The 26617-nt window shown below is 44.0% G+C and carries 28 protein-coding genes and 1 pseudogene; 26 read left to right on the top strand and 3 right to left on the bottom strand.

Annotated features, from left to right (window positions below):
• Window position 1 precedes the first annotated feature (1 nt).
• The 8 genes from AB5706_RS15460 to AB5706_RS15425 all read left to right on the top strand — a co-directional run bounded on the left by AB5706_RS15460 (window position 2) and on the right by AB5706_RS15425 (window position 9898).
• Window positions 2-679 (top strand): thiamine diphosphokinase, encoded by a 678-nt coding sequence (locus AB5706_RS15460; RefSeq protein WP_148461132.1) that lies wholly within the window; start codon window positions 2-4, stop codon window positions 677-679.
• Between the two features lie 247 nt (window positions 680-926).
• The gene (ychF, locus tag AB5706_RS15455) at window positions 927-2024 is read left to right on the top strand and encodes a redox-regulated ATPase YchF (protein WP_021926448.1); all 1098 of its coding nucleotides are present in this window, start codon (window positions 927-929) and stop codon (window positions 2022-2024) included.
• A 29-nt stretch (window positions 2025-2053) separates the two neighbouring features.
• Window positions 2054-3412 carry a prolipoprotein diacylglyceryl transferase gene (gene lgt / locus AB5706_RS15450; RefSeq protein ID WP_173770970.1) on the top strand — a complete coding sequence of 453 codons (1359 nt, stop codon included), beginning with the start codon at window positions 2054-2056 and terminating at the stop codon, window positions 3410-3412.
• A gap of 393 nt (window positions 3413-3805) precedes the next feature.
• Entirely contained in the window at window positions 3806-4237 is a 432-nt protein-coding gene (gene mraZ, locus AB5706_RS15445) for a division/cell wall cluster transcriptional repressor MraZ (RefSeq protein WP_118578197.1), read from the top strand.
• A 36-nt stretch (window positions 4238-4273) separates the two neighbouring features.
• Window positions 4274-5209 (top strand): 16S rRNA (cytosine(1402)-N(4))-methyltransferase RsmH, encoded by a 936-nt coding sequence (gene rsmH, locus AB5706_RS15440; protein ID WP_148461134.1) that lies wholly within the window; start codon window positions 4274-4276, stop codon window positions 5207-5209.
• Between the two features lie 14 nt (window positions 5210-5223).
• On the top strand, window positions 5224-5784 hold the full coding sequence (locus AB5706_RS15435; RefSeq protein ID WP_118578198.1) for a septum formation initiator family protein: 561 nt from the start codon (window positions 5224-5226) through the stop codon (window positions 5782-5784).
• Between the two features lie 137 nt (window positions 5785-5921).
• Window positions 5922-8057 (top strand): peptidoglycan D,D-transpeptidase FtsI family protein, encoded by a 2136-nt coding sequence (locus tag AB5706_RS15430; RefSeq protein ID WP_243881924.1) that lies wholly within the window; start codon window positions 5922-5924, stop codon window positions 8055-8057.
• Between the two features lie 128 nt (window positions 8058-8185).
• Entirely contained in the window at window positions 8186-9898 is a 1713-nt protein-coding gene (locus tag AB5706_RS15425; protein WP_173770968.1) for a peptidoglycan D,D-transpeptidase FtsI family protein, read from the top strand.
• On the opposite strand, the gene AB5706_RS15420 is transcribed toward AB5706_RS15425, so the two are convergent.
• Window positions 9832-10017, bottom strand: coding sequence for a DUF6783 domain-containing protein (locus AB5706_RS15420; RefSeq protein WP_313719214.1), 186 nt, complete (start codon window positions 10015-10017; stop codon window positions 9832-9834). The two genes, AB5706_RS15425 and AB5706_RS15420, sit on opposite strands and share 67 nt — an antisense overlap.
• Here AB5706_RS15420 and AB5706_RS15415 point away from each other — a divergent pair.
• From AB5706_RS15415 to murD, 3 genes and pseudogenes are all read left to right on the top strand, one after another.
• A pseudogene (locus AB5706_RS15415) lies at window positions 9955-10134 on the top strand (DUF6783 domain-containing protein); the annotation flags it as partial. The gene AB5706_RS15420 and the pseudogene AB5706_RS15415 overlap by 63 nt on opposite strands.
• 208 nt (window positions 10135-10342) lie before the next feature.
• Window positions 10343-11299 (top strand): phospho-N-acetylmuramoyl-pentapeptide-transferase, encoded by a 957-nt coding sequence (mraY, locus tag AB5706_RS15410; RefSeq protein ID WP_148461137.1) that lies wholly within the window; start codon window positions 10343-10345, stop codon window positions 11297-11299.
• A 63-nt stretch (window positions 11300-11362) separates the two neighbouring features.
• Window positions 11363-12718 (top strand): UDP-N-acetylmuramoyl-L-alanine--D-glutamate ligase, encoded by a 1356-nt coding sequence (gene murD, locus AB5706_RS15405; RefSeq protein WP_173770967.1) that lies wholly within the window; start codon window positions 11363-11365, stop codon window positions 12716-12718.
• On the opposite strand, the gene AB5706_RS15400 is transcribed toward murD, so the two are convergent.
• Window positions 12632-12865: a DUF6783 domain-containing protein gene (locus tag AB5706_RS15400; RefSeq protein WP_347708922.1), complete on the bottom strand. Its 234-nt coding sequence runs from the start codon at window positions 12863-12865 to the stop codon at window positions 12632-12634. The genes murD and AB5706_RS15400 overlap by 87 nt on opposite strands.
• Between AB5706_RS15400 and AB5706_RS15395 the strand changes: the two genes are divergently transcribed.
• The 5 genes from AB5706_RS15395 (at window position 12782) to ftsZ (ending at window position 17876) form a co-directional block, all read left to right on the top strand.
• Window positions 12782-12964 (top strand): DUF6783 domain-containing protein, encoded by a 183-nt coding sequence (locus AB5706_RS15395; RefSeq protein ID WP_368356764.1) that lies wholly within the window; start codon window positions 12782-12784, stop codon window positions 12962-12964. The two genes, AB5706_RS15400 and AB5706_RS15395, sit on opposite strands and share 84 nt — an antisense overlap.
• Window positions 12961-14043 carry an FtsW/RodA/SpoVE family cell cycle protein gene (locus tag AB5706_RS15390; protein WP_118578202.1) on the top strand — a complete coding sequence of 361 codons (1083 nt, stop codon included), beginning with the start codon at window positions 12961-12963 and terminating at the stop codon, window positions 14041-14043. The genes AB5706_RS15395 and AB5706_RS15390 overlap by 4 nt, the downstream gene beginning before the upstream one ends.
• 67 nt (window positions 14044-14110) lie before the next feature.
• Window positions 14111-15370: a UDP-N-acetylglucosamine 1-carboxyvinyltransferase gene (murA, locus tag AB5706_RS15385; protein WP_179962525.1), complete on the top strand. Its 1260-nt coding sequence runs from the start codon at window positions 14111-14113 to the stop codon at window positions 15368-15370.
• Window positions 15371-15376: 6 nt separating this feature from the next.
• Window positions 15377-16483, top strand: a complete 1107-nt coding sequence (locus AB5706_RS15380; RefSeq protein WP_368366184.1) for a cell division protein FtsQ/DivIB — start codon at window positions 15377-15379, stop codon at window positions 16481-16483.
• Between the two features lie 229 nt (window positions 16484-16712).
• Entirely contained in the window at window positions 16713-17876 is a 1164-nt protein-coding gene (gene ftsZ, locus AB5706_RS15375; protein WP_330382736.1) for a cell division protein FtsZ, read from the top strand.
• 114 nt (window positions 17877-17990) lie between these two features.
• On the opposite strand, the gene AB5706_RS15370 is transcribed toward ftsZ, so the two are convergent.
• Complete coding sequence (locus AB5706_RS15370; protein ID WP_173734852.1) at window positions 17991-18311, bottom strand: DUF1540 domain-containing protein; 321 nt, start codon at window positions 18309-18311, stop codon at window positions 17991-17993.
• A 459-nt stretch (window positions 18312-18770) separates the two neighbouring features.
• On the opposite strand from AB5706_RS15370, the gene infC reads away from it, so the two are divergent.
• The 10 genes from infC to AB5706_RS15320 all read left to right on the top strand — a co-directional run bounded on the left by infC (window position 18771) and on the right by AB5706_RS15320 (window position 26606).
• Complete coding sequence (gene infC, locus AB5706_RS15365) at window positions 18771-19265, top strand: translation initiation factor IF-3 (RefSeq protein ID WP_118578206.1); 495 nt, start codon at window positions 18771-18773, stop codon at window positions 19263-19265.
• Window positions 19266-19353: 88 nt separating this feature from the next.
• Window positions 19354-19551 carry a 50S ribosomal protein L35 gene (rpmI, locus tag AB5706_RS15360; RefSeq protein WP_117850817.1) on the top strand — a complete coding sequence of 66 codons (198 nt, stop codon included), beginning with the start codon at window positions 19354-19356 and terminating at the stop codon, window positions 19549-19551.
• A 40-nt stretch (window positions 19552-19591) separates the two neighbouring features.
• Entirely contained in the window at window positions 19592-19948 is a 357-nt protein-coding gene (rplT, locus tag AB5706_RS15355) for a 50S ribosomal protein L20 (protein ID WP_117850812.1), read from the top strand.
• Window positions 19949-20477: 529 nt separating this feature from the next.
• The gene (locus AB5706_RS15350) at window positions 20478-21638 is read left to right on the top strand and encodes an ABC transporter substrate-binding protein (RefSeq protein ID WP_118578207.1); all 1161 of its coding nucleotides are present in this window, start codon (window positions 20478-20480) and stop codon (window positions 21636-21638) included.
• A 391-nt stretch (window positions 21639-22029) separates the two neighbouring features.
• Entirely contained in the window at window positions 22030-22914 is an 885-nt protein-coding gene (locus tag AB5706_RS15345; RefSeq protein ID WP_118578208.1) for a branched-chain amino acid ABC transporter permease, read from the top strand.
• Window positions 22915-22924: 10 nt separating this feature from the next.
• On the top strand, window positions 22925-23998 hold the full coding sequence (locus AB5706_RS15340) for a branched-chain amino acid ABC transporter permease (RefSeq protein ID WP_118578244.1): 1074 nt from the start codon (window positions 22925-22927) through the stop codon (window positions 23996-23998).
• 2 nt (window positions 23999-24000) lie between these two features.
• Entirely contained in the window at window positions 24001-24759 is a 759-nt protein-coding gene (locus tag AB5706_RS15335) for an ABC transporter ATP-binding protein (protein ID WP_118578209.1), read from the top strand.
• 13 nt (window positions 24760-24772) lie between these two features.
• Window positions 24773-25483, top strand: a complete 711-nt coding sequence (locus AB5706_RS15330) for an ABC transporter ATP-binding protein (protein ID WP_118578210.1) — start codon at window positions 24773-24775, stop codon at window positions 25481-25483.
• A 218-nt stretch (window positions 25484-25701) separates the two neighbouring features.
• Window positions 25702-26322: a cytidylate kinase-like family protein gene (locus AB5706_RS15325; RefSeq protein ID WP_237925662.1), complete on the top strand. Its 621-nt coding sequence runs from the start codon at window positions 25702-25704 to the stop codon at window positions 26320-26322.
• A 53-nt stretch (window positions 26323-26375) separates the two neighbouring features.
• Window positions 26376-26606, top strand: coding sequence for a hypothetical protein (locus tag AB5706_RS15320; protein WP_368366183.1), 231 nt, complete (start codon window positions 26376-26378; stop codon window positions 26604-26606).
• Window positions 26607-26617: the final 11 nt, after the last annotated feature.

The following is a 26617-nucleotide window of genomic DNA, read 5'->3' as shown; positions in this document are numbered from 1 at the left end:
AATGATAGATACAGTAATCGTAAGCGGGGGCATGATCCAGAAAGATTTTGCCCTCGATTTTATAAGAAAAATAGAAGAAGAGCGAAAAGGCAAGAAGCTGCTTTTGCTGGCGGCTGACAGAGGACTGGATTTCTTTCTGGAAACAGGTCTTGTCCCGGATATTGTGGACGGTGATTTTGACAGTTTATCAGGTGCTGGAAAGGCATATCTGGAGAGTCTTGACCATACAGAAATTGTCAGACTGAATCCTGAAAAGGATGATACAGATACCCAGTCTACTTTAAATCTGGCAATAAGAAGAGGGGCAAAGAATATTCTTATTCTTGGCGCAACTGGTGGAAGACTAGATCATTTTATTGGAAACATGGGACTTTTGGGATATGGCAGACAAAAGGGTGTCAATGTGATCCTGGCAGATGCTCAGAATTACATCTGTCTTGTGGAAAATGGCTATATTATTCGAAAAGACAGTCAGTTCGGAAAATATATTTCTTTTTTCGCAGCCGGTGAAACGGTTGAAGGTCTTACTTTGAAGGGGTTTAAATACCCATTGGATCATTACCGCCTTACTACAGATAACTGTGGCCGCACCGTTAGCAACGAGATCCAGGAAGAAAAGGCCAAGGTACTCTACGAAAAAGGCAGTCTTCTTATGATCATGTCCAGAGATTTGAAATAAATGATGTATTACAAAAGAGAAACACTTCATATTCAATTGGAAATATGAGGTGTTTTTTCAAATTTATCAGATTGTCCAGAGCTTTTGTCTTGATGGAAAGAGTTGGGTATGCTAAAATAAAAAGATGTATAGAGAAGACAATATGGGGCCGGAAATATATCATATTTTTATTGTTTGTGGTATAATAGCAAAAGAATGGCGTAAAGAAATGTCAAACGCCTCTAAAAATAAGGAGAAATAGGATAAAATGAAATTAGGTATCGTTGGACTTCCAAATGTAGGAAAAAGTACACTTTTTAATTCCCTGACAAAGGCTGGTGCAGAATCTGCGAACTATCCCTTCTGTACCATTGACCCGAATGTGGGAGTTGTTACTGTGCCGGATGAAAGACTTGCACTGCTTGGTGATTTTTATCATTCCAAGAAAGTGACACCGGCCGTTATAGAATTTGTTGACATTGCAGGACTTGTAAAGGGCGCTTCTAAGGGAGAAGGTCTTGGAAACCAGTTCCTTGCAAACATCCGTGAAGTTGATGCAATCGTTCATGTAGTACGCTGTTTTGAGGATACCAATGTAATTCACGTAGATGGAAGCATTGACCCGATCCGTGATATTGAGACTATCAACCTGGAGCTTATTTTCTCTGATCTTGAGATCCTGGAGAGAAGAATTGCAAAGGTTACCAAGACTGCCCGTATGGACAAAGAAGCTGCTAAAGAGCTTGATTTCCTTCAGAAGATCAAGAAATGGCTGGAAGACGGCAAAATGGCCATCACTATGGAACTGGAGAATGAGGATGAGGAAGCATGGATGGGAACATACAATCTGCTCACTCAGAAACCGGTTATTTACGCTGCAAATGTTGCAGAAGACGATCTTGCAAATGATGGTGCTGACAATGCGCATGTACAGGCTGTAAGAAAATATGCTGCAGAGCAGAACAGTGAGATTTTCGTAATCTGTGCTCAGATCGAGGAAGAGATTTCCGAACTGGATGAGGATGAGAGAAAAATGTTCCTGGAGGATCTTGGACTCAAGGAATCAGGACTTGAGAAGCTGGTTAAGGCAAGTTATCATCTCCTTGGACTTATGAGCTTCCTGACCTCCGGAGAAGATGAGACCAGAGCATGGACCATCAAGATTGGAACCAAGGCTCCGCAGGCAGCAGGTAAGATTCATTCTGATTTTGAGCGTGGATTCATTAAGGCTGAGGTGGTAAACTATCAGGATCTTCTTGACTGTGGCTCCTATGCAGGCGCAAGAGAAAAAGGTCTTGTAAGAATGGAAGGTAAGGATTACGTAGTACAGGATGGCGATGTGATCTTATTCCGTTTCAATGTCTGATAAGTAATAGAAACAGAGGGATAGCATAAATGTCAATTCAGTTTCCGAATCTGGGAATAAACCTGGGTTATGTGGGGAAATCCATTCAAATATTTGGATTTGAGATTACATTTTTTGGCCTTGTAATAGCTCTGGGAATGCTTCTGGGAATGGGATTTGTGATTCTGGAAGCGAAGCGCTGCGGCGAGAATAAAGACGATTATCTGGAAATGATGATCATATCCCTGCTTCTGGGGGTGGTCGGATCCAGAATGCTTTATGTTTTATGTTCCTGGAATCTTTATAAGGGCAATATTATTGAGATCTTTAATGTGAGAAATGGCGGACTTACATTCTACGGCGGTCTGTTTGGAGGAATGCTGGGAGCAGCCATTTACTGCGGCGCGCGCAGAAAATCTTTTATGCAGATGGCAGATACTGCCAGCATGGGAATCGTTATTGCGCAGATAATAGGAAGGTGGGGAGATTTCTTTAACAGGGAATCTTTCGGTGAGTATACCAACAGCATATTTGCAATGCAGCTCCCTTTATCTGCTGTGCGTTCCAGCGAAGTGACATCTGCAATGAGGGAAAACCTGGAGACAATAGGTGGAACTTCTTATATTCAAGTACATCCGGTTTTCTTATACGAGAGTCTTTGGTGTCTGCTTTTGTTTCTCCTGATGCTTGTGTGGAAGCGCAAAAAACATTTCCACGGAGAAGTATTTCTGAAATATCTGGCAGGATATGGTCTCGGACGATTTTGCATAGAACTTCTTCGAACAGACAAGCTTATGATTCCGGGAACTTCTGTTGGAATTTCCCAGCTGATCTCAGCAGCAATGTTTGTAATCTGTGCTATGATCGCAGTTGTGGAAGAAACCATGGCGAAAAAGAGGGCGGCAAGGCGCAGACGCAGGAGAGAACAGGACTATGAAGCGCAGGAAAGAGCAGCCAGAGAAGCTGAAGCAGAAGAATACAGAGACCGGCTCAGACTGGAGAGAGCTTTTGCAGATGGAGATGCCGCAGGTGTTCGGGAAGTCTATAACGGAACAGCATCTGCTTATGAACATGATTCCGAAGAATCAGAAGAAACTTCGTCTGTGGAGAAAGAGCATCCGGAAGAAAATCTTCAGGATGAAGAGAACACAGAGAAAATCGTGGAAGAGGAAAATTCAGCTGCTGAGGATTTCTATGAGGAGGACTCAGAGAAAGATACAGAAGAAGTTTCTGAGGAGGAAGCCTTTCCAGAAGCTTCCGGTACAGAAAATCATGTGGAAGAAAATGCCAGGATTTCTGAAGAAGAAACTGTTGCTGCGAAGGGTCCGACAGCTTCAGAAGAAGATGAATGGTTGTATAGCCAGCCGCGCAGATTTGCGAAAAAACCTGCCCATGAGCAGGAAGATTGATCATATGATTGTCAGATACCTGAATCTGGACTAAACAAAACGTTATTTTGGTGGGAGCGAATCCCACTGAAGTGGCGTTTTTTTTGTGTGTAATAGGTAATTTCGCTGGAATTTCCGGCAATATAAAAAGTCCTGCAGGGCAGGATTTATTTGTATAAAAAAATTTTTTGACTGCATTTTCACTGTTTGTAAGGACTTTGTAACAGAATTATGTAATAGATTTCATAATTTCCCACTTGTAATTTAGGGGCAAATGGGTTAGAATGGGTTCATAAGTGGTAGGAAGTGGAGAAAAGTGGTGACAAATGGGGACGAAGTGGCAGAACTTCCATTTGTTTCCCGTCATGAGATACGAGGGGGAGACTCGTATTTCACGAGAGTAGGTGAGTTTTTATGTTCATGGGCGAGTACAATCACACAATCGACGCGAAGGGGCGTTTGATCATCCCGGCGAAATTTCGGGAACCTTTAGGTGAGGAATTTGTTCTTACCAGAGGACTTGATGGTTGTCTTTATATTTATCCTATGGATGAATGGGAAGCCTTTGAAGAGAAACTCCGTGCATTACCACTTACAAATAAAGACGCTAGAGCCTTTTCGCGCTTCTTTGTTGCAGGTGCAACAACATGTGAACTGGACAAGCAGGGGAGAATTCTCGTACCACAGACGTTACGTGAGTTCGCTGGTCTGGAGAAAGATGTTATTCTGGCTGGAAACTTAAGCAGAGTAGAAGTCTGGAGCAAGGAGAAATGGAGCGAGAATTGCAATTATGACGATATGGACAGCATTGCTGCCGACATGGAGAACATGGGAATCGTCATCTGAGCATAAAATAAGCGAGAAATCCAACAGGAGACGGAAATGGAATTTAAACACAAATCTGTATTACTGGACGAGACCGTTGGCGGGCTGAATATTAAGCCGGATGGAATCTATGTGGATGGCACTTTGGGCGGCGCAGGACATGCCATTGAGGTATGCAGGAAACTTTCTGCCAAGGGGAGATTTATTGGTATAGATCAAGACCAGGATGCGATAATTGCTGCGAGTGAACGGCTTGCCGCCTTTGACCAGGTGACAATCATTCGCAGCAATTATTGTTACATGGTACAGGAGCTTGCCGCAAGGGGAATTCACAAGGTTGATGGTATTGTTCTGGATTTGGGAGTATCCTCCTATCAGCTGGACAATGAGGAACGTGGATTTACCTATCGGGTAGATGCACCTCTTGACATGCGCATGGATCAGAGACAGACACAGACTGCCAGTGACATTGTTAACGGTTATGAAGAAAGAGAACTGTATCGCATTATCCGCGATTACGGTGAAGATAAATTTGCGAAAAATATCGCGAAACATATAGTAGCAGCAAGACAGCAGAGCCCCATTATGACAACGGGTCAGCTTACACAGATCATCCGGGAATCCATACCTATGAAGATACAGGCAGCAGGAGGTCATCCGGCTAAGCGTACGTTCCAGGCAATCAGAATTGAGCTGAATAAGGAACTGGATGTTCTTCGTGATTCACTTGATGGGATGATTGATCTTCTGGATGATGGCGGAAGGCTTTGCATTATTACGTTCCATTCACTGGAAGACAGAATTGTAAAAACAATTTTTCGAAAAAATGAGAACCCGTGTACCTGTCCACCGGATTTTCCGGTATGTGTGTGCGGAAAGAAATCCAAGGGGAGAGTTATCACAAGGAAGCCAATTCTTCCAAGTGATGAAGAAATGGAAGAAAACCCGCGTTCTAAGAGTGCTAAGCTTAGAATTTTTGAAAAAAAAGTTTAAAAGAAGGGTAAAAAATGGCGGAGACAGGCAGACATACGAATACTGTGTCAGGTAAAAGACGTCCACAAAATGTGTATGTTGATGGCAACACTGTCCGAAAAGTCCAGGAAGTTCCTGAGCGGAGAGAGTACCGTCAGCCAGAGCATTCTGTTCGTAAAAATAAGGCAAAACCAGAGCTGACCACACCAGAGCAGCAGGTCCGGGGGAACAAGCCGCTTAGTAAGGCAGCCAGGAGAAACCGTGCGAAAGCCAATAATATGAACCGTAATTTTGCCATATTTCTGGCTGCACTTGGTATCCTTATTGTGTTTTGCAGTATTAATTATCTGAAACTGAAAACAGAATGCACCAGTAAAAGAAGCCAGCTGGCCACTCTTGAATCCCAACTGGCCGAGCTGAAAGAAGACAACGATGCATATGAGAGCCAGGTGACTTCAAGTGTTGACCTTGAAAGAATCCGGAAAATCGCCATCGGACGTCTGGGCATGAAATATCCAAGCAACCAGCAGACAGAAACCTATGCGACTGAAGGCGGCAGCTACGTAAGACAGTATCAGGACGTGACCGGGAAGTAATGGGAATGAAGGCAGGTGTTTGATTGACTACTCTGAGAAGAAAAACAAAAAGAAAACCTATAAAAAAAATAAATCACAGTATGAAAAAAAAGCTGTCAATACTGCTCTTTTGCGTATTGGGAGCTTTAATCGTTTTATTGGGAGTTATCACTTATATTAATTTTCAAAGTGGTGACAAGTATAAGAAACAGGTGCTGAGTCAGGCTCAGCAAAAATACCAGAATCGTACAATGCCAGCGAAACGAGGGACAATCTATGATCGAAATGGCAACATTCTGGCAACGAGCAACAAGGTGTATAATGTTGTACTGGACTGTAAAGCTGTGAATTCAGATGAGGATTATCTGGATCCTACCGTGAATGCTCTGGTTACCATATTTGGTCTTGATGAAGGCGAACTCCGTACCAGGCTTACTTCTGATAAGACCAAGGAGAGTCAGTATCAGATCGTGAAAAAGCAGGTATCCATGGATGATAAGAAAGCATTCGAGGATTACTGCAGCATACCAGATGATACGGAAATGACCAGGGAAGAAATTCAGGAGAAAAACAATATCCAGGGTGTATGGTTTGAAGAAGATTATCTGAGAGTCTATCCATATAATGAGCTGGCCTGTGATACGCTGGGATTTACTTTTTCCCGAGATACTGCGGACTATGGAATTGAGGGCTACTACAATAGCAGCCTGACAGGAATTGATGGCCGACAGTACGGATATTTCAGTGATGATTCTAACGTGGAGCAAACCATTATCGAAGCTTCTGACGGAAACAGTCTGGAGCTTAGCCTTGATCTTGGAACACAGCAGATTGTGGAAAAATGGGTAAATGCCTTTAAGGAATCTACTGGCGCCAAAAATATAGGAGTGATCGTGGAAGACCCTTCAAGTGGTGAAATCCTTGCCATGGATGGGGGCGACCGATATGATCTTAATGATCCACGTAATCTGTCTTCCTTATATTCAGCAGATGAGATTGCTGCTATGAACGACAGTGAGACCATGGATGCTCTAAGCGCCATGTGGAATAACTTTTGTGTAACCGACATTTACGAACCTGGTTCCGTTGTGAAGCCCATTGTTATGGCAGCTGCTCTGGAACAGGGAAAAATATCCACCAGTGATACCTTCTATTGTGATGGTTACCAGAATTTTGGTGTGCCAGGAAATATGACCACCATCAAATGTGCAAATATTTACGGACACGGAATGGAAACCCTTGCGGAAGTAATCGCAAATTCCTGTAACGATGCCATGATGCAGATTGGTGCAAAGATGGGAGTTGAAAATTTTCTGAAAGCACAGAGTACTTTCAATTTCGGAAGCCGGACAGGAATCGATCTTCCAAATGAGGGATATGGTATTATGCATACTGTTGATACCATGCATGAGACAGAGCTTGCGTGTTCTGCATTTGGTCAGGGATTCAGCTGTACTATGATCCAGGAAATCAATGCAATGTGTTCGGTTATCAATGGCGGCTACTATTATCAGCCACATCTTGTGACAAAGGTCAAAGACGCCAGCGGTGCAACTGTGAAGACAATCAGCCCGCTTCTTCAGAAGCAGACCATTTCTTCCAGCATTTCCGCTGATATCAGAAGCTATATGCAGGCCAGTGTAGAGCAGGGTACCAGTATGACGTCAAAGGTACAGGGTTACAGCTCAGGCGGTAAAACAGGAACTGCGGAGAAATTCCCCCGTGGAAATGGTAAATACGTGGTTTCCTTTATCGGATTTGCCCCGGTTGATGACCCGCAGGTTCTGATCTATGTGGTAATTGACGAGCCAAATGTAGAGGATCAGGCCAGCAGTATTTATCCACAGTATGTGGCACAGGCAATTCTTTCCGAGCTTCTGCCATACATGAATATTCAGCCCGATCAGTCTACAGACGGAACTGTTCCGGAGACAGAGCTTTGGGAGAAATTTAATGGTCATGTAAATACTATATCTGACAGTCAGATTGATGAAAATGGAAATCTGGTGGATGAAGAGGGCAACCTCATTGACTGGGATGGCAATCGGATTGACGAAAATGGTTACCTGCTGAATAGTGACGGAAGTTATCAGATCAATGCAAATGGAGAGTATATAAAATCTGCTAACCTTGATGGAATCAGCGATTCCTACACTGGTTCAGCCGGGGAAACTCTGCCGGAGGCTGTTTCTGATACCAATGTTCCGGGACCTCCGGAAGATAACACGGATCCCATTGAGGATAACAATATGGAGAGTGAAGGCCTGACTAACGAGGAAGCCGGACTGGATTAGAAATACTGTCCATAGGTGGCATAGTATTGGCAGGAAATAAAAAACAGACTGTTCACCATAATACAACACATACCTCCATCTGAAATTATCATATATTAGTTATGATGATTTCAGATGGGGATTTTTTTATGAAAAAAACTATGACCTTTCACAGGAAAAAAATATGGATGGTTTTTCTTGTATGTGCACTTATGCTTCTGGGACTTGTGGGAAGGCTTGTTTACCTGATGGGGGTTCGGTCGGATTACTATTACCAGAAAGCAGAAGAACTTCATGAAAGAGAACGAGTCATTAAGGCTGCAAGAGGACAGATACTGGATGCAAAAGGGAGGATTCTGGCAGATAATAAAACTGTATGTACTATTTCCGTTATTCACAGTCAGATTAAGGAACCACAGAAGGTTATTGAGGTCTTGTCAAAAGAGTTGGAAATAGATACTGACACAGTGCGTAAAAAAGTTGAAAAAATATCTTCAATTGAACGAATTAAGACAAATGTGGAAAAATCTGTGGGAGATGTGATACGTGGGTATGAACTGGATGGTGTGAAGGTGGATGAGGATTATAAGCGGTATTATCCTTACGGATCTTTGGCTTCCAAGGTTCTGGGATTTACAGGCAGTGACAATCAGGGGATAATTGGTCTGGAAGTGAAATATGAGGAAGTTTTAAAGGGACAGGCGGGAAAAATCCTGACCACAACAGATGCCAGAGGCGTGGAAATCGACCAGATCGGAGAAAGCAGGGAAGATCCGGTGGCAGGGGAAAATCTGAAAATCAGTCTGGATGTGGATCTGCAGCAGTATGCGCAGCAGGCGGCCCTGAAAGTAATGGAAGAAAAACAGGCTGCGCGTGTTTCCATACTTCTTATGAATCCGCAGAACGGAGAAATTTATGTATGTGTTAATGTGCCGGAATTTGACCTGAACGATCCTTTTACATTGAATGCGGACGTGGATACTTCAGGACTGAATGAACAGGAAAAACAGGATCTTCTGAACCAGATGTGGAGAAATCCCTGCCTGAACGATACATATGAGCCCGGTTCTACCTTTAAGATCATTACCATGTCTGCAGGTCTGGAGGCTGGCGTGGTTTCCGTAAATGACAGATTTTTCTGTCCGGGGTATAAGCTGGTGGATGACAGGCGGATTCACTGTGCAAGGAGAACAGGACACGGTTCTCAGAGCTTTGTGGAAGGTGCCCAGAATTCCTGCAATCCGGTTTTTATTGAAGTGGGTCTGAGACTTGGGGTGGAAAACTATTATCATTATTTCAAGGAGTTTGGACTTTTGAAGAAGACAGGTGTAGATCTGCCGGGAGAGGCTGGAACAATCATGCATAAAATGGAAAATATGGGGAATGTGGAGCTGGCAACAGTTGCTTTTGGCCAGTCTTTTCAGATTACGCCAATTCAGCTGGCGACCACAGTCAGTTCTCTGATCAATGGGGGGAGGCGGATCACACCTCATTTTGGGGTATCCGTTCTGAGCTCAGATGGCACCAGCGGAAGAAAGCTGGAATATCCGGTGGAAACGGGGATTATTTCGGAAAAAACATCAGAGACAGTAAGAGGAATTCTGGAGAAAGTAGTGTCAGAAGGTTCCGGAAGAAATGCCCGGATCGAGGGATGCACAGTAGGGGGCAAGACGGCTACTTCCCAGACTTTGCCAAGAAGTGCCAACCGGTATATTTCTTCCTTTCTTGGTTTTATGCCTGCGGAAGATCCACAGATCCTGGGACTTTGCATTATACATGACCCGCAGGGCGTGTATTACGGAGGAACCATTGCGGCACCTGTGATAAAGAATATTTTTGAGGCGGTGCTAGAGCGTGTTTGAAAAATCATTCCCGCAATCTGCACGCCCCACTTTGTGGGAGATTTCACCCGAATTCGGTTGCCGTAGCCCGCTACGGCGCCCTCATCCGGGCAAAATCTCCCACAAATTGTGACGCACATCTTGCAGAAAACCTTTTTCAAACACGCTCTAAATCAGAAAAAAGAAAGATAAGCTTCGGTGATTGGTCAGGCTGTGAGCAAGGAGAAGTATGTTACCGGTCACGAAGTAAGCAGTAAACAATGTGGGGATATTATCTTGCAAAAACCAAGCTATGGGTTGATAAATAAGGGGAAAAGCTTTATACTATAAGATGCTTTAAAAAGTTTAGAGCGTGTTTGAAAATGGTTTCTGCAAGATGTGTGTCACAATTTGAGGAAGATTGCGGAATGCTTTTTTAAACAGACTCTGGAACGAAAAAAACGAAAGAATTAAAGAGGTGTGAGGATGGAATTTCATATTGTGATCCCGGTACTGATTTCCTTCGCAATCAGTGCAGTATTAGGACCTGTTATTATTCCTTTTCTGCGTAAGCTGAAAATGGGACAGACAGAGAGAACAGAGGGCGTACAGTCGCATCTGAAAAAGGCCGGAACCCCGACTATGGGCGGCGTGATCTTTCTGATATCCACGATTATTACTTCATTGTTTTATGTAAAAGATTATCCCAAGATTATCCCGGTTCTGTTCCTGACTCTGGGATTCGGACTGATCGGTTTTCTGGATGATTATCTGAAGGTAGTCCTTAGAAGATCTGACGGACTTCTTCCATGGCAGAAATTTCTGCTTCAGGTAGTGGTAACAGGTATTTTTACTTTCTACCTGCTGCGGTATACAGATGTGTCTCTGACCATGCGTATTCCATTCTGGGGTGGGCATTATCTGAATCTTGGCTGGCTGGCTGTACCGGTGCTGTTCTTTGCAGTGATCGGAACGGTAAATGGCGTAAACTTTACTGACGGTGTAGATGGTCTTGCTACCAGCGTTACCCTGATCGTAGCCGTATTTTTCACGGTTGTATCCATTGGAACCCAGTCAGGTATTGAGCCTGTCACCTGTGCTGTTATCGGCGGACTGATGGGATTTTTACTTTACAATGTATACCCGGCAAGTGTGTTCATGGGAGATACAGGATCTCTGGCGCTTGGTGGATTTGTGGCAGGTGTGGCTTATATGCTGCAGATGCCTCTGTTTATACTGATCGTGGGACTGATCTATCTGGTTGAGGTACTGTCCGTTATGATTCAGGTAACCTATTTCAAAGCAACACATGGCAAACGTATTTTCAAAATGGCGCCTATCCATCATCATTTTGAGCTTTGCGGATGGTCAGAAGCCAGAGTAGTTGCAGTGTTTACTATTGTGACTGCAATTATGTGCCTGATCGGACTTTTAGCCCTGTAAGAGCTGCCTGAAAAGGGAGAATTCCGGGGCATCCATTGCAAGGCATTAAGGAGGAAATAAATTATGGAATTAAAAGGAAAAAAAGTTCTGGTTTTCGGAGCTGGAAAAAGCGGTATCGGCGCAGCTGATCTTCTGAATGCAGTTGGTGCCTGCCCGGTTCTCTACGATGGAAACGCAGATCTGGATAAAGAAAGCGTATTACATAAAATCAGTGGGAATTATGAACTTCCCATCTATGCAGGAGAGCTGCCGAAAGAAGTTCAGGAAAGCCTGGACCTTGTGGTATTAAGTCCTGGAGTTCCCACAGATCTTCCAATTGTAAAAGGTTTTTATGATCAGGGACTTCCTGTGTGGGGTGAGGTTGAACTGGCTTATCAGACTGGAAAGGGTGAAGTTCTTGCAATTACCGGAACAAACGGAAAAACTACAACAACAGCCCTTCTTGGAAAAATCATGTCAGATGCACGCCCATCTGTATTTGTTGTTGGAAATATTGGAACTCCGTATACTTCTAAGTCACTGGAGATGACAGATGAGACTGTTACTGTTGCAGAGATCAGTAGCTTCCAGCTTGAGACTATCTGGAAATTTGCTCCAAGGGTAAGCGCCATTTTGAATATCACAGAGGATCATTTGAACCGCCATCATACAATGGTTGAATATATCCGTGTGAAAGAGCTGATCACCAGCAACCAGGGTCCGGAGGATGTATGTGTGCTGAATTATGAGGATGAAATCCTTCGTGAATTTGGCAAAAACATTGTGCCAAAGGCTGTATATTTTTCCAGTGCGAGAGAACTTGAACAGGGTATTTTCCTGAGAGGAGACCAGATTATTCTTCGCACAGAGAAAGAGGAGATTCCGGTTGTGAGAACAGGAGAGCTGAAGCTTCTTGGTACACACAATTTTGAGAATGTAATGGCAGCAGTGGCCATGGCTTACTACGCAGGTGTTGATATGGATAGCATCCGTAGGAGTATCTGTGAGTTTACAGCCGTGGAGCACAGAATTGAGTATGTAACTGAGAAAAACGGTGTAGCATATTACAACGATTCAAAGGGAACCAACCCGGATGCGGCTATTAAGGGAATCCAGGCAATGAACCGTCCGACTCTTCTGATCGGCGGCGGATATGATAAGGAATCCAGATATGATGAGTGGATCCAGGCATTTGACGGCAAAGTAAGGTATCTGGTACTTATTGGTCAGACGAAAGAGAAAATTAAGGCTGCGGCTGAGAAGAATGGCTTTCATGATGTTATTCTCTGTGAGGATCTGAAAGAAGCTGTGCAGGTGTGTGCGGATAAGGCAAACGCCGGGGACGCGGTCCTTTTATCTCCTGCATGCGCAAGCTGGGGTCAGTTTGACAATTATGAGCAGAGAGGCCAGATGTTTAAGGAGTATGTGAGAGCACTGTAATATACCGCAAATTGCAGCGTACATCTTGAAGAAAGCCTTTTGGAGGCATGCTCTGGAGCTTGTTTGAAAAATCATTCCTGTAATCTGCACGTTCCGTTTTGCAGTATATTTCACTCGAACTCGGTTGTCGTAGCCATAGAATGTGATTGGCGGCAGGTACAGAAACTTATGATTTATTTCATAGAATACCCGGATCTGGCATATGCTTTAACCAAGGCATGGGACGTCAGGAGCAGATCTCTATGATCCGGGAGCGAAAGAAAGAAACGAAAACAGACACGGTCTTACTGATCCTTGTGCTGCTTCTGGCAGTATTCGGACTGGTCATGCTGTTTTCCATCAGTGAATATAATGGCAGAGTACGTTTCGGCGACTCTGCCTATTATTTTAAAAAGCAGCTTTTTGCAACAGCTCTGGGCCTTATGACCATGTACATAGTAGCAGAGACAGATTACAGATTCTTTGTTCGGCTGGCACCGGCTGCTTATCTCTTATCTATGGGACTTTCTACAGCAGTTTTATTTGTAGGACAGGAAATCAATGGCTCCAGAAGGTGGCTGAATTTTGGACCGTTGTCTTTTCAGCCTTCGGAATTTGCAAAAGCAGCAGTGATCCTTTTTCTCACCTGGCAGATCCAGGGAAGCAAAAAGACTACAGCTGGCTTCTGGTTTATGTGCAGGACAATGCTGACACTTCTTCCAATTGTAGGACTGGTAGGCTCCAATAACCTAAGTACGGCAATCATAATCCTTGGAATCGGTGTAATCCTGATTTTTATATCAGATCCGGGATATGCCAGATTTGTTGGAATGGGAGTGACTGGTGCAGCAGTGATCGCAGTGTTTCTGGCAGCAGAGAGCTACCGTCTGGAAAGGCTTGCCATATGGCGGAATCCGGAGAAGTATGAAAAGGGTTTTCAGACCATTCAGGGACTTTATGCTATTGGAAGCGGCGGGCTTTTCGGAAGAGGATTTGGCAGCAGCCTGCAGAAACTGGGATTTGTGCCGGAAGCCCAGAATGATATGATCTTTTCCATTATCTGCGAAGAACTGGGACTGACCGGAGCTTTTTTTCTCATTGGCATATTTGGGCTTCTTATGTGGAGACTGATGGTGATTGCCCTTCACTGCCGGGAACTGCAGGGAACACTTTTATGCGTTGGCATTATGAGCCATATGGCCATTCAGGTGATCCTGAATATTGCGGTGGTGACAAACACCATTCCAAATACAGGAATCACGCTTCCCTTTATCAGCTATGGCGGAACCTCAGTGGTGTTTCTTCTGGGCGAGATGGGGCTGGCTTTGAGCGTAAGCAGAAAATGAAATTTTATCACCAGTCAGAAATATTCGCATACAATAAAAGGTAAGAGGCCCTTTAGGAGTGAATGGCTTGAATGACCGGATTTACATTGAGGGAGGACACCAGCTGAAGGGAAGTATTCGGATACAGGGCTCAAAAAATGCAGCGCTTCCTATGATGGCGGCGTCTCTTTTACATCGGGGAGTCAGTGTGCTCAAAGGCTGTCCGCGGATCGCGGATGTTTTTTGTATGGAGGAAATTCTTCAGAAGCTTGGGGCAGTGACCTGGTGGGAAGACCATGATCTGTATATGGACTGCGAAAATGCCGGTAAATGGTCAGTTCCTTTTGAATTTACAGGGAGGATGAGGTCTTCCGTGATTCTTCTTGGAGCGCTTCTCGCAAGAAATGGGAAAGGAAGCCTTGGCTATCCAGGTGGGTGCGTGATCGGGAAAAGACCTATTGATATGCATCTTTTTGTGCTTCGGAAGCTTGGCGCAGTGGTCACAGAGGAACAGGGAGTTTTGATGGCAGAAGCACCTCATCTGCAAGGGGCATTGGTTTCTTTTTCAAAAAGAAGTGTGGGAGCTACCCAGCAGGGCATTTTAGGAGCCGTGCTTGCAGAGGGAGAGACTGTATTGGAAAATTGTGCCTGTGAGCCGGAAATACAGTGGCTTTGCAGGTATATGCGTTCCATGGGAGCAAAAATACAGGGGGATGGAACTTCTGAAATAAGAATCCAGGGAGTTAAAAGCCTGAGTGCCGGGTGCATTCAGGTGCCGCCAGACCGCATTGTGTCAGGAACCTATATCTGTGCGGCAGCTATAACCAGAAGCCAGATCGTTCTGGAAAACCCTCCGGAAGGAGAACTGAAGGCCTTTCTGGAAGTATATAGGAAAATGGGTGGACAATATAAAGGTAACAGTGGTAAACTATTAGTCAATGGAAAAAATGTTCAAAGCCCTGTTAAACTGCTGGAAACGGGTGTTTATCCAGGATTTCCAACAGATCTGCAGTCTCCCGTAATGGCAGTTCTTTCCACCATAGAGGGGGAAAGCTGCATTCGTGAAATGGTTTTTGAAGACCGTTATAAAGCAGCTGACCAGTTGCGGAAAATGGGAGCCAGGATCCGCGTACAGGGAAATGAGGCTGTAATCTGCGGTGTAAAGACTTTACATGGAGCAGCTGTGCAGGCGCAGGAATTAAGAGGCGGTGCGTCCCTGATCCTGGCAGCACTTGGGGCTAAGGGAGTTACCGTACTGGAAGGATATTCTTTTGTACAGCGGGGGTATGAGCATATTTGCCAGGATCTTAATGCGCTGGGAGCAGCAGTAAAAAGGATACAGGAATAACAATATATGAAATCACTGAAAATGAAGTTGATCTATAGAAAACATAAGAAAGCGATTCTGGGTACCCTGGGGGCAGTTCTGCTGGCAGGACTTGTCTTTTTCTTTTCCTATTTTCATGTGACAAAGGTGGAGGTAATGGGAACCTCCCGTTACACGGATGAACAGGTGAAGGAGATGGCTTTGCAGGGGGCTTTTACGGATAATTCCGTTCTTGCAGTTTTGCTCCATTCCAGGGTGGACGTAGAGGGTGTGCCTTTTGTGGAAGGCTTTTATATTACCAGGCTTTCTTATAACAGTATCTGCATCAGTGTCCGGGAAAAGAAGGCGGTAGGCTGCATTCCTTATCTGGACAGCTATATTTATTTTGACAGAAACGGTATTTTTATTGAAAGTTCCCATACAAGGGATGAACTGGTGCCTTTTTTTGACGGCATTGAAGTAAGTCATGTGATCGAAGGGGAGAAGCTTCCAATTAAGGGAAGCTCGGTGCTTACCACTGCGGTGGCGCTGTCAACTATTTTCCAGAAGAACGATGCCATACCGGATCATATTGAATTTGACACTAGTTATCAGATTACCTTGACTTATGGAGATATCCGGGTGATGCTGGGAAAGGACGAGTATCTTGAGGACAAGATGACACGTGTCAGCGCAATTTTGCCCAAGCTTTCCGGCAAAAAGGGAATCCTTCATCTGGAAAATGTAAATGACAATTCCAAGACGATTACCTTCGAGCAGGATCTGGGCGAGGATGGCGTGATTGAGGATGTGGATACTGCGGCTGCTTACGAGAATGCAGTGGCTAACTGGCATGGAGGATATGACCTGGAGGGTGACTATACCGGTGAAGGGGAATATGACCAGAACGGAAACTATGTAGGCTCCAGACCTACTGAGGAGAGTATTGCTGCAAATGGCAGCTGGCTTGGCGGATATATGGAAGATGGAAGCTATACTGGTTATGGGCAGCTGGATAAAGATGGAAATTACGTAGGCCCCAATCCCAATGAAACCAGTGAAGATGGAAGCGAAGAGGAGCTTGAAGATTACAGTGAGGACTACAGCGAAGACTATAATGACAGCGGTTATGACGGGTACGATGAAGAATATTAGAGAGTGTCTGAAAATCTCCTGTAAAGGTGATGCACATTTTGCAGAAAGTCTTTTTCAAACACACTCTGAGGAAAATATCGCGTATTTCGCGAAAAAAGTATAAAAAAACAAAATTAGTGGTTGATAAATTCACAAAAAAAATATATGATATAGCTATATGCAGCTTGGTATATATATTTGCTGAAATTAAAGATAAAGGATATAAGGTAGAAATAAAGGAGGAAGTACATTGTTAGAGATAATGTCAAATGAGGCGGAATCCTCTGCTAAGATTATTGTAATCGGAGTAGGCGGCGCCGGAAATAACGCAGTTAACAGAATGGTTGAAGAAGCCATCGGCGGGGTAGAGTTTGTAGGAGTGAATACAGATAAGCAGGCTCTGACTCTGTGTAAAGCTCCAACTGTACTTCAGATCGGTGAGAAAATTACCAAAGGTCTTGGTGCAGGAGCACAGCCTGAGGTTGGACAGAAAGCAGCAGAAGAGAGCATTGAGGAAGTAAAACAGATCATCGAAGGTGCTGACATGGTATTCGTTACCTGCGGTATGGGCGGTGGAACTGGTACAGGTGCTGCACCGGTTATCGCAGCAGCAGCTAAGGAAATGGGGATCCTCACTGTAGGTGTTGTGACCAAACCTTTCCGTTTTGAAGCTAAGACACGTATGAACAACGCACTTGCAGGTATTGAGAACCTGAAGAAGGCTGTTGATACATTAATTGTAATTCCTAATGACAAATTACTGGAGATTGTAGATCGCCGCACAACTATGCCGGAAGCACTTCGTAAAGCAGACGAGGTTCTGCAGCAGGCAGTTCAGGGCATCACAGATCTGATTAATCTGCCGGCTCTTATCAACCTTGACTTTGCTGATGTTCAGACTGTTATGACAGATAAAGGTATTGCACACATTGGTATCGGTGAGGCAAGAGGCGATGACAAGGCTATGGAGGCTGTACAGCAGGCTGTATCCTCTCCGCTTCTTGAGACTACCATCAAGGGTGCTACACACGTTATCATCAACATTTCCGGTGATATTTCCCTTATGGACGCAAATGATGCTGCAAGCTATGTACAGGAGCTTACAGGTGAAGATGCAAATATCATCTTTGGTGCTATGTATGATGACTCTGTTGCTGATTATGCGAGAATCACTGTTATTGCTACAGGCCTTTCTGATAATGCACAGGCATCCAATCCATTTGGAAATAAGGCAAGTAACTCTGTATTTGCCAATAAGAGACCTGCTTCCACTACAGCGTCTGCTGGTGTGAATCTGAACATGCCGTCTTTCAGCATGCCGACTATGAATGCTACACCATTCACAGCGAAGACACCATCCAGCACGGTTCAGAAGAAAGATATCCAGATCCCGGATTTCTTAAGAAACAGATAATGAATGGAAATTAAAAGGCCCTCGCACATTTGTGCGGGGGCTGTTTTTGAATTTGCGGCTATTTTCTGGAACCTGTTTGAAAAATTTTTGCAGAAAGCCTCTTTCAAACACGCTCTAGCACTGGCATTCAAAGGTATCGCATTTTGTTTCAGAACATACTTTTGCACCGCTTCCGGCTACATCAATAGCAGCTGCGGTACATTTACACTTTTCGTTATAGGTACAGTTGTGGGCTTTGCAGTCAATCTGGATGGTCTCACATCCACAGCTGTTTTTGGCACTGTTCATGGCACCCTGGCTTTTTTCCCGGAAGCTTCCGCAGGATGTTTCTTCAGAACTTTTTGCACTGTCACCCATGACGTTGATTTCCCCTCTGGAACAAAGCATATCTTCGTTGTAAGCACAGGTTGTTGCGGAACATTTTAAGATTGTCATGTTTTTTACCTCCTGATTTTGTATGCTTGATTTTGCAAACATTTGCAGTTGTTCAGCAGACCGTATTTTATGAGGACACTAAACTGCTGCAGCAGTCTTAGTTTCTCCTGTGCCGGCAAAAATATGCACAAATTTATAAGAAAAAATAAAAAAACATCTTGACTTTCATAATAAGGCATGATATCATACGACAGTACGTGATGAAAAGAAAGCAGAGTTCACTCTCACCTCAGCGCATACTTAGATGCGGCTCGGGTTCATATTGCACAGCAGCGCGTGACTTAGTTCGCGGGTGTAATAGGAGAAGTGTGGATTCTGTCCGCACTTTTTTTATATTTGCGGCGTCAGGTATAAGGCAGGAATTTCTTCCTGCGAAGGGGAAAGAGAGTCCAGAAGTTAGAAACTGGATCAGAACAGATCATCTATCAGGTATGGAGGTGCACGACAATTAGCAATTTAATGATTAACGAACAAATCAGAGACAAAGAGGTACGCTTAATCGGACCGGACGGAGAGCAGCTTGGAATTATGTCCGCAAGAGAAGCAATGGCCAAAGCTCAGGAGGCAGAGCTTGATTTAGTAAAGATTGCCCCACAGGCAAAGCCGCCGGTATGTAAGATCATTGATTATGGTAAATATCGCTACGAACTTGCCAGAAAAGAGAAAGAAGCCAAGAAAAAGCAGAAGACCATCGATGTCAAAGAAGTGCGTCTTTCACCAAATATTGATACCAATGACCTGAACACAAAGGCTGGGGCAGCGCGCAAATTCCTTACCAAGGGCGACAGAGTGAAGGTTACTCTTCGTTTCCGCGGAAGAGAGATGGCACACATGTCAAGCAGCAAGCACGTTCTGGATGATTTTGCCGATATGCTGAAGGACATTGCTGTAGTTGAGAAGGCACCTAAGGTAGAAGGCAGAAGCATGACAATGTTTTTAGCACAGAAACACTAGGATGTTGCATTCATTTGGAGAGACACCCTAAGGGTGGCAGGCTGGATGAGGGACATTAAATAGATACGATATTAAGGAGGAAATTACAATGCCAAAAATTAAAACTTGTAGAGCAGCAGCAAAGCGCTTCAAAAAAACAGGAACAGGAAAATTAGTAAGAAATAAAGCTTACAAGAGCCATATCTTAACAAAGAAATCTCAGAAGAGAAAGAGAAATCTCAGAAAAGCTACTGTTGTTGATTCTACTAATGTTAAGAGCATGAAGAAAGCATTACCGTATTTATAAGATATAGCATAGAAGAAGACGAACAGGAGGAAAATAAGAAATGGCAAGAATTAAAGGCGGATTAAACGCAAAGAAGAAACATAATCGTGTATTAAAACTGGCAAAGGGCTACAGAGGAGCTCGTTCCAAACAGTATAGAGTAGCAAAACAGTCTGTTATGCGTGCACTTACCAGCTCCTACGCTGGAAGAAAGCAGAAGAAACGTCAGTTCAGACAGCTCTGGATCGCACGTATCAACGCTGCTGCAAGAATGAACGGATTATCCTACAGCAAAATGATGCACGGCCTTAAAGTTGCAAACATCGACATTAACAGAAAGATGCTTGCTGAGATGGCTGTAAATGATGCTCAGGGATTCGCAGCACTTGCTGAGATCGCTAAGAAAGCAATTGCTTAATTGAAATAAATAGGATATTTGAACGGGAGATGGGTGACCATCTCCTTTTTTTTATCCTAAAAGCTGCAAAAAAATCATTCCTGCTATCTGAACGCCTCACTTTGCGGCAAGCTTTGTCCGAATTGATTTTTCAAACACATTCCAATATGACTATAATATAAAATATGAAATGAGTATAAAAGTATGCCAGGCAACGTACGTTTGTACGTCGCAGAAATAACAAAAACAGAAAAAATTGGTCATTGTAACGGAAATTTCTTTTGCAATTCTAAAAAAACTATAAAATTTTCTATTGCAATCAAAAAAACAGAATGCTATAATCATAACATTAAAGTAGTAAAGAGAAGAAGTTATGGAAGCCAAAGCCGGCTGGGAAACCACCAGTGGGCTTTTATACTATCCCAGTGTTGCAGAACCTGTTCTCAAAATCATTCCTGCAATCTGCATGCTATGTTTTTCGGACATGCCCTGGACACGATGAAAGGCGAGATGACAGAAGCTCTTACATAAATTAAGGAGGAGATTTATTATGAGAAATCTGAAAAAAGTACTCAGCATTACTGCAGCCGCAGCAATGGCAGTATCCACAGTAACACCTGTATCTGTATTTGCAGAGAGCGAGGAAACCTTCAAGATTGGTGTCATCGGACCTATGACAGGAGATTATGCACAGTATGGTAATGGTGTATATAATGCAGCTAAGATCGCAGCAGATGAGATCAATGCAAACGGCGGATTCAATGGATATCAGGTAGAGATCCTTGACGCTGGCGACGATCAGGGAGATCCGGAGAAAGCAGTTAACGCTTATAATGACCTTCTTGACAAAGGAATGCAGATGCTTTGCGGTACCGTTACCTCCGGTGCTTGTATCGCAGTAGGTGCAGAGGCAGCTGATAGTACATTCCTCTTCACACCGTCTGCAACAGCAGTAGACAGCATTACCGCTGGTGACAATGAGTTCCGTATGTGCTTTACAGACCCAATGCAGGGAACGAAATCTGCTGAGTATATTTCTGAGAAAGGTCTTGCTACGAAGGTAGCTACTCTCTACGATTCCATGGCTGATTACAACTCAGGTGTACATGATGCATTCGTTGCAGCCTGCGCTGATTACGGCCTTGAGGTTGTAGCTGATGAAGCATACACAACAGATAACAACACAGACTTTTCCGTACAGCTTGGAAAGATCAAAGACAGTGGCGCTGAGCTCCTGTTCCTTCCGAACTACTATTCTGACAACGCTCTGATTCTTCAGCAGGCTCATGACCTTGGTCTTGACATGAAGATTTTTGGTGTTGATGGTATGGATGGAATCCTGAATGTTGAGAACTTTGATAAATCTCTTGCAGAAGGCGTTATGCTTCTGACACCATTCTCTGCTACAGGCGATGATGAGGCAACTGTAAAATTTGTTAAAGCATATGGCGATGCAAACAATGGTGAGACACCAAATCAGTTTGCTGCAGATACATATGATGTACTTTACGCTATGCAGGCAGCAGCAAATGATGCTGGCATCACACCAGATATGTCAAATGAAGACATCAGTGCAGCAATGTCTGCTTCCATGCTGAATATTACTCTTGATGGTCTTACAGGAGAAGCTAAATGGACAGAAGACGGTGAGTGCGATAAAGCACCTAAGGCTTATGTGATCAAAGATGGCGTTTACGCTTCTATGGAGTAATTATAAGAATAGAGCCATTGTGCCGGTCATACGGCAGAGGCTTTAACCATTTCCCTGATTGCGCAGGGGATGGCCGTTAGCAAGGGGGAGACGGTTACCTGTGGGTCCGTCTCCTTCTTTGCAATTACAGAAATGATTGTTGTTTCAGTCTGAGACAACAAACGGACAGGTGGCCTGTCGGCGACATCATGATATAGGAAAGTCAGCTGCCGTCCGGGACATTCATAGTAAATAACTGGAGCGTGTCTGAAAATTTACTTCCGCTTTTTCGTGTCAGAAAGTGACAGGAAGCTTTACAGTGGGAAAAGCCGGGAATGAATTTTCAAACACGCTCGTGAAAAAGAAAAATCAGTTACTATCTACAGTAATAAATCCAGTTAAGAGGTGCATTATGAGTTTTATATCCTATTTAAAAGATGGTATCAGCCTGGGCAGTATTTATGCGATCATCGCTCTCGGCTATACAATGGTATATGGTATTGCAAAAATGCTGAACTTTGCACATGGTGATGTTATCATGGTTGGAGCATTTGTAATTCTTACCGCAGTTACCAAAGCCAGTATGTCACCAATCCTGGCAATCATTCTTTCTGTTGTGATCTGTACTGTTGCCGGTGTTGTCATTGAGGCAGTTGCATACAGACCTCTTCGTAAGGCTTCATCGAATCTGGCAGTTCTGATCACTGCAATCGGTGTCAGCTATCTGCTTCAGAACCTGGCGCTTTTAATTTTTGGCGCAGATGCAAAGAGCTTTGTTCCGGTTATCAATGTTCCGTCTCTGGAGCTGTTTGGCGGACAGCTTACGATTAAAGGTGTTACGATCGTAACAATCCTTGCCTGTATTGTGATTATGGTTGGTCTTCAGCTTTTTGTAAAGAAAACAAAACCGGGGCGTGCCATGCAGGCTGTTTCCGAGGACCGTGACGCCGCACAGCTGATGGGTGTCAACGTAAATGCAACCATTTCCCTTACCTTTGCAATCGGTTCCGGACTTGCTGCAATTGCAGGACTTCTTCTTTGCTCCGCATATCCTACACTGACTCCTTATACAGGCGCAATGCCTGGTATCAAGGCTTTCGTAGCGGCAGTATTCGGTGGAATAGGTTCTATCCCAGGAGCAATGGTTGGAGGAATTCTCCTTGGTGTTATTGAGATTTTCAGTAAGGCCTATATTTCCTCTCAGGTTGCAGATGCAATTGTATTTGCAGTTTTGATCATCGTGCTGCTTGTAAAACCATCTGGTCTGTTCGGCAAGAACATCCAGGAGAAAGTATGAGGTGGCCGATATGAAAAAAAATATGAACAAAACAACAAAAAACAATTTTATTACATATGGCATGGTAATCGCAATCTTCGTTGTGGTACAGATCCTTTCCTCTACAGGAAACCTGTCCAGACTGCTTACCGGCCTTCTGGTACCCATCTGTGTGTACATTATCGCATCTCTTTCCCTGAATCTGGTAGTCGGTTATTCCGGAGAGCTGAGTCTTGGACACGCAGGATTTATGTGCGTTGGAGCCTATTCCAGTGCTCTGTTTTCCCATGTTACCAGTGATGTGCTTCCGTCTGTTCCAAGATTGATTCTTGCATTGCTGGTAGGTGCTGCCGTGGCTGCTGTCTTCGGTGTGCTGATCGGTATCCCGGTACTGAGACTTCGGGGAGACTATCTGGCAATCGTAACCCTGGCATTTGGTGAGATTATTAAGAACCTGATCAATATTCTGTATGTTGGTGTGGATGATAAAGGGCTTCACGTTGCAACAAGCGCAGCCAACCTGAAACTGGATCCAGGCGGAAAACAGATCATCAAGGGTGCTCTCGGTGTTTCCGGTACTGCAACCTTATATAAAGATATTAAGGATTATTTCTTCCTGATCGGTGTGATTCTGGTTCTGGTCGTTCTGTTTATTATCCAGAATCTGGTAAACTCCAGAAGCGGACGTGCCATTACATCTACCCGTGATAACCGTATTGCAGCTGAGTCCATCGGTATCAACGTAACAAAGAATAAGCTGCTTGCATTTACTATTTCCGCTGCAATTGCCGGTGTAGCAGGTGTACTTTATGCCCACAACCTTTCCATGCTGAAGGTTTCTATTTTTGACTACAACATGTCCATCACCATTCTGGTATATGTAATTCTTGGTGGTATGGGAAATCTTCGCGGAAGTATTCTGGCAACGATTGTGCTTTATGCACTTCCCGAGCTGCTTCGTGGATTCTCCACCTACCGTATGCTGATTTATGCAATCGTAATGATCACAATGATGCTTTTCAACTGGGCTCCTGCAGCTAGAGATTTCAGAAGCCGTATTATTGAAAAAATCAAAGGTCACGTGAAAGAAAAGGAGGCAGCTTAATTATGGCAATGTTAGAGGTAAATAATCTTTCCATACAGTTTGGCGGCCTTCATGCTGTAGATAATTTTCAACTGAAAATCGAAAAAGGCGAGCTTTATGGTCTGATCGGACCAAACGGTGCCGGAAAAACAACCGTATTTAATCTTCTTACAGGTGTTTATAAGCCAACAGAGGGAATTATCAAGCTGGATGGTCAGGATATCACCGGAAAAAGTATTATCGATATTAATAAAGCAGGAATCGCACGAACATTCCAGAATATTCGACTCTTTAAAGATATGACCGTACTGGACAATGTAAAGGCTGGTCTGCATAATCATTATAAATATTCTACTTTAACCGGAATCTTAAGACTTCCCAAGTATTTTAAAGTAGAAAAAGAGATGAACGCGCGTGCTATGGAGATCCTGAAGGTGTTTAATCTGGATCAGGAGGCTGGTCTTCTTGCGGGAAACCTTCCTTATGGTAAACAGCGTAAGCTGGAAATTGCCAGAGCGCTTGCCACAGATCCCAAGCTTCTTCTTCTGGATGAGCCGGCCGCCGGTATGAACCCAAATGAGACACAGGAGCTGATGGATACCATTCGGTTTGTAAGAGATCATTTTAATATGACGATCCTTCTGATTGAGCACGATATGAAGCTGGTTGGCGGTATCTGTGAGGAACTGACTGTATTAAACTTCGGACAGGTTCTTTGTCAGGGTGAGACAGCAAAGGTTCTGAAAGATCCTGCTGTTGTTACTGCATATCTGGGCGAATAAGGAGGAAAAAGAAATGGCAATGTTGGAAGTAAAAGATTTACACGTATATTATGGTGTAATCCAGGCATTAAAAGGAATCTCCTTTGAGGTAAACCAGGGCGAGGTTATTGCTTTGATCGGTGCCAATGGTGCAGGAAAAACCACTACACTGCAGACACTTACAGGTCTTCTTTCAGCAAAAGAAGGTTCCGTTGTTTTTGAAGGAAAAGATATTACCAGGGTTCCGGCCCATAAGATTGTTGAAATGGGAATTGCACATGTTCCGGAGGGACGTCGTGTTTTTTCAGATTTAAGTGTATATGAGAACCTGATCATGGGTGCTTATACGAGAAAAGATAAAGCTGAGATCCAGGAAAGCCTTGCAGGAGTCTATAAAAGGTTTCCGCGTCTGGAAGAGCGTAAAGGACAGCGTGCCGGTACACTTTCTGGTGGTGAGCAGCAGATGCTTGCCATGGGTCGTGCCCTTATGAGTAAACCCAGACTGATCGTAATGGATGAGCCATCCATGGGACTTTCCCCAATCTTTGTAAATGAGATCTTCGATATTATCCGTGTGGTAAGTGAAAGCGGTACCACGGTACTTCTTGTAGAGCAGAATGCGAAGAAAGCCCTCTCTATCGCAGATCGTGCATACGTTCTTGAGACTGGTAAGATCACAATGAGTGGAAATGCAAGCGACCTGCTGAACGATGAAGCGGTACAGAAGGCTTATCTGGGTGAATAAAATTTGTAGATCTGACAGCTGATAGGCGACATGTCCGTTTTGTGAACAAAGTTCACAGAACTTTCGGGAATCTGGTGCATCACGAAGCGGTTACTGGACAGGTCGTGAACAGTAAGGTCTTTGGGAAAATAATCTGGTCAGGTGATTTTTGTTGTTGTCGGAAAGAATGGAAAAAACAACGCTTTAGGAAGCTGGCCAGTGTAATAAGGAGGAGAGAAATGGACAATTTCGTAATTACAATTGCAAGACAGTACGGAAGCGGTGGACGTACCGTTGGTGAAATGCTTGCGAAGAAATTAGGGATTGGATATTACGACAAGGATATTATCCGCATGGCATCTGAGGACAGTGGAATTCATGAAACTCTTTTTGGAAGAGTAGATGAGTATTCCAGCGCAAAAAAACCGCTTTTCGGGAAGAATGGAATTTACAGCGGTGAGCTGATCTCGCCTCAGAGTAAGGATTTCACCTCTGATGAGAACCTGTTTAATTATCAGGCAAAGATCATCCGTGAACTGGCTGGGAAGGAATCCTGCGTGATCATCGGAAGATGCTCCAACTATATTTTGAAGGATTATCCAAATGTGCTTCGTGTATTTATCCACGCTGATTGGGATTTCCGAATGGAAAAGGCTGCCGAGAAGCTGAGCATGAGCCAGAAAGAGATCGAAAAATTCCTTCAGAAGGATGACAAACGTAAGGATGAGTATTACCGCAGATTTACAGGTGAGGAATGGAAGGATGCCACTCAGTATGACCTGTGTCTGGATAGCAGCAAGCTTGGATATGAGAAATGCATCGAAGAAATTGAAAATCAGCTGAAACTGCTGAAAAAATAACAGGCTGTGACACATAGCAGCATATGATGTGAAAACAAAAAGGAAGAGCACTGGTGATTTTGAAAGAGATTGCCAGTGTTTTTTTATGTAACAGGAAATTCCGTTGGAATTTCCTGTTACATAAAAAGCCCTACCGGGCAGGATCGCACTGCGGCGGAAAGGTAGTTGTCGCTCGAGGCGACCCGCCGCAGGCGGAGAATCCTGCAAGCAGGATTCTTCAGACTGTAGACAAAGCCCTGCTTTTGCAGGGTTTTGCTATTATTGGAACCGCTTTTCTGATATAATAAATATCAGA

It is taken from the genome of Ruminococcus sp. RTP21484sp1_RTP21277st1_D2_RTP21277_210401 (assembly GCF_040924225.1).
Classification (GTDB): domain Bacteria; phylum Bacillota; class Clostridia; order Lachnospirales; family Lachnospiraceae; genus Blautia_A; species Blautia_A faecis.
Note: the sequence above shows the minus strand (reverse complement) of the source record. Positions and strands in the feature narration are given on the sequence as shown.

What these genes read in the sequence shown, in the direction of transcription:
- AB5706_RS15350 (WP_118578207.1), top strand. Translation starts at nt 20,478, where the DNA reads ATGAGAAATCTGAAAAAAGTACTCAGCATTACTGCAGCCGCAGCAATG.
- rplT (WP_117850812.1), top strand. Translation starts at nt 19,592, where the DNA reads ATGGCAAGAATTAAAGGCGGATTAAACGCAAAGAAGAAACATAATCGT.
- AB5706_RS15345 (WP_118578208.1), top strand. Translation starts at nt 22,030, where the DNA reads ATGAGTTTTATATCCTATTTAAAAGATGGTATCAGCCTGGGCAGTATT.
- AB5706_RS15460 (WP_148461132.1), top strand. Translation starts at nt 2, where the DNA reads ATGATAGATACAGTAATCGTAAGCGGGGGCATGATCCAGAAAGATTTT.
- AB5706_RS15325 (WP_237925662.1), top strand. Translation starts at nt 25,702, where the DNA reads ATGGACAATTTCGTAATTACAATTGCAAGACAGTACGGAAGCGGTGGA.
- AB5706_RS15425 (WP_173770968.1), top strand. Translation starts at nt 8,186, where the DNA reads ATGAAAAAAACTATGACCTTTCACAGGAAAAAAATATGGATGGTTTTT.
- mraY (WP_148461137.1), top strand. Translation starts at nt 10,343, where the DNA reads ATGGAATTTCATATTGTGATCCCGGTACTGATTTCCTTCGCAATCAGT.
- murD (WP_173770967.1), top strand. Translation starts at nt 11,363, where the DNA reads ATGGAATTAAAAGGAAAAAAAGTTCTGGTTTTCGGAGCTGGAAAAAGC.
- rsmH (WP_148461134.1), top strand. Translation starts at nt 4,274, where the DNA reads ATGGAATTTAAACACAAATCTGTATTACTGGACGAGACCGTTGGCGGG.
- AB5706_RS15420 (WP_313719214.1), bottom strand. Translation starts at nt 10,017, where the DNA reads ATGTGCGTCACAATTTGTGGGAGATTTTGCCCGGATGAGGGCGCCGTA.
- AB5706_RS15335 (WP_118578209.1), top strand. Translation starts at nt 24,001, where the DNA reads ATGGCAATGTTAGAGGTAAATAATCTTTCCATACAGTTTGGCGGCCTT.
- AB5706_RS15370 (WP_173734852.1), bottom strand. Translation starts at nt 18,311, where the DNA reads ATGACAATCTTAAAATGTTCCGCAACAACCTGTGCTTACAACGAAGAT.
- ychF (WP_021926448.1), top strand. Translation starts at nt 927, where the DNA reads ATGAAATTAGGTATCGTTGGACTTCCAAATGTAGGAAAAAGTACACTT.
- AB5706_RS15435 (WP_118578198.1), top strand. Translation starts at nt 5,224, where the DNA reads ATGGCGGAGACAGGCAGACATACGAATACTGTGTCAGGTAAAAGACGT.
- AB5706_RS15390 (WP_118578202.1), top strand. Translation starts at nt 12,961, where the DNA reads ATGATCCGGGAGCGAAAGAAAGAAACGAAAACAGACACGGTCTTACTG.
- AB5706_RS15330 (WP_118578210.1), top strand. Translation starts at nt 24,773, where the DNA reads ATGGCAATGTTGGAAGTAAAAGATTTACACGTATATTATGGTGTAATC.
- infC (WP_118578206.1), top strand. Translation starts at nt 18,771, where the DNA reads ATGATTAACGAACAAATCAGAGACAAAGAGGTACGCTTAATCGGACCG.
- AB5706_RS15340 (WP_118578244.1), top strand. Translation starts at nt 22,925, where the DNA reads ATGAAAAAAAATATGAACAAAACAACAAAAAACAATTTTATTACATAT.
- rpmI (WP_117850817.1), top strand. Translation starts at nt 19,354, where the DNA reads ATGCCAAAAATTAAAACTTGTAGAGCAGCAGCAAAGCGCTTCAAAAAA.
- AB5706_RS15380 (WP_368366184.1), top strand. Translation starts at nt 15,377, where the DNA reads ATGAAATCACTGAAAATGAAGTTGATCTATAGAAAACATAAGAAAGCG.
- lgt (WP_173770970.1), top strand. Translation starts at nt 2,054, where the DNA reads ATGTCAATTCAGTTTCCGAATCTGGGAATAAACCTGGGTTATGTGGGG.
- mraZ (WP_118578197.1), top strand. Translation starts at nt 3,806, where the DNA reads ATGTTCATGGGCGAGTACAATCACACAATCGACGCGAAGGGGCGTTTG.